Below are 2,013 nucleotides of genomic sequence, written 5' to 3'. Positions count from 1 at the left end.
ATCCTGAACAGGATCTGCGTCGGGCTGGCCCCGACGGAATTCATCAGCGACAGCAGCGAGCGGTCGACCGATTGCATGCCCGCCAGCATCGACAGCGTCACCGGAAAGAAGGCGATGACCAGGATCAGGCCGATCTTGGGCGCCAGCCCGTAGCCGAACCAGAGGATGAAGATCGGCGCGAGCGCGACTTTCGGTACGTTCTGGAACAGCACCACCAGCGGATACAGCGCGCGTCCCAGCCAGTCGAAGCGAACGATGACCAGCGCAATGGCAATGCCGACCACGACCGAGACCAGGAAGCCGAACAGGATCTCGCCCGCCGTCACCAGCGTCGCCTGCATCAGCGTGCCCCATTGCCCGACCAGCGATTTCGCGATCTCGGATGGGGCCGGAATGATGAAAGCGGATATGGCAAATATCCGCACGGCCGCTTCCCACACCACGATCGTCACCAGCAGCAGGATGACCGCCGGAAGCCAACTGCCGGTCGCGGCACTCCAACTGGAGGCGAGCCGCGGCTCGGAAAGGTCCGTGATGGGTTGGTCGCTCAAGACGCGCCTCCCGGTTGATGGCTGGAGCGCAGCATCGTTCGCAACTGAACCACCAGCCTGACGAACTCCGGATCTTCGGTGACCGACAGGTCGCGCGGATAAGGCAGCGCAATGTCGAGGCTCTCGGTGATCCGCCCCGGCTTGATCCCCAGCACGTGAACATGGCGCGACAGATGGATGGCCTCGTCGATGGAATGGGTGACGAGCACGATCGTCTTGCCGGTACGCTGCCAGATCTCCAGCAGCGACTGGCCCATGGAATCGCGGGTGATTGCGTCGAGCGCGCCGAACGGTTCGTCCATCAGCAGGACCGCCGGGTCGAGCGCCAGGGCCCGTGCGATGGCAACCCGCTGCCGCATGCCGCCCGACAGTTCGTTTGGGCGCTTGTGGGCGCTATCGCCGAGCCCCACCAGTTCCAGCATCTCCTGGCCGCGCGCCCGCAAATCCGAGCGCGACAGCGACTTGTCGGCAATGCCGAGCAGCATCGACGCATTGTCGACGGCATTTTTCCAGGGGAGCAAATTGGCGTCCTGAAAGACGAGGCCGATCATCCGCTTGCGCGCCGCCTCGACCGGCGCGAGCCCGGCGATCGAAACGCTGCCCTGGGTCGGCTGCACCAGCCCGGCCAGCACCTTGAGCAAGGTGCTCTTGCCGCAACCGGAAGGACCGATAAGGGAGACAAACGACCCCTTTGGCACGGAAAGATCGATGTTTTGGAGGATCAGCTGCCGGGCGATGACCACCGAAACGCCCTTGGCGGAGATCAGGTCGTCATGGCGGATATGGGCCGGCCTGTCGCCGGCAGCTCGAATGGTTTCAATGCGCATGGCTTGTCACCTCGCGCGCTGTCGTCGGCCGCACCCGCGCCATTGCGAAGGCGCCCTTCACACAAACAGCCGACCGGTGGAACTCCTCAAACCGGCCTGCCCTCTGCGCACCATGTGACATTGGCTACTCCCGGCCTTCCAGGATGCGCCGCACCGCGACGAGCTTGCGCGCCCGTTCGCCTTGCAGCGCCTTTGTCTGCTCGGGCGTGTAGGCAAACATGCCCTCGCCCGACTTGATGCCGAACTTCGACGCAGCCGTCTTCTCCAGCACCATCGGCGCGACATCGTCGCGGTTGGAGAGATCGGCATTCAGGAAGGACGAGACGGATTTGTAGATATCCAGCCCCGCCATATCGAGCAGCGCCATCGGGCCGATGACGGCGATCTTGTAGCCGATGCCCCAGGATACGCAGGTGTCGAGATCTTCAGGTTCGATGACGCCGCGCTCGACAAGGTCGACCGCCTCGCGCAGCAGCGCATAGAGCACGCGGTTCTCGACGAAGCCTGGAACGTCCTTCTTCACCACCACCGGCAGCAGGCCGATCGAGCGAATGAGGTCGCGGATGACAACCACGGTTTCAGGCGCGGTCTTTTCGCCGCCGATCACCTCGATCATCGGTATGATGTGCGGCGGG

The 2,013-nt window shown here is 63.9% G+C and carries 3 protein-coding genes; all 3 read right to left on the bottom strand.

Annotated features, from left to right (window positions below):
* On the bottom strand, nucleotides 1–551 hold a 551-nt coding region (locus tag EN935_RS33280), incomplete at its 3' end, for an ABC transporter permease subunit (protein WP_127374088.1).
* The gene (locus tag EN935_RS33275) at nucleotides 548–1,378 is read right to left on the bottom strand and encodes an ABC transporter ATP-binding protein (RefSeq protein WP_127264590.1); all 831 of its coding nucleotides are present in this window, start codon (nucleotides 1,376–1,378) and stop codon (nucleotides 548–550) included. The genes EN935_RS33280 and EN935_RS33275, both read right to left, overlap by 4 nt.
* Before the next feature lie 124 nt (nucleotides 1,379–1,502).
* Nucleotides 1,503–2,013, bottom strand: a 511-nt coding sequence (locus EN935_RS33270; RefSeq protein ID WP_245489118.1) for a 3-hydroxyacyl-CoA dehydrogenase family protein, incomplete at its 5' end; no start/stop codon positions are given.

Source organism: Mesorhizobium sp. M7D.F.Ca.US.004.03.1.1, from assembly GCF_003998635.1.
GTDB lineage: Bacteria > Pseudomonadota > Alphaproteobacteria > Rhizobiales > Rhizobiaceae > Mesorhizobium > Mesorhizobium loti.
The sequence above is the reverse complement of the archived record's forward strand: the minus strand, read 5'-3'. Positions and strand labels throughout refer to the sequence as shown.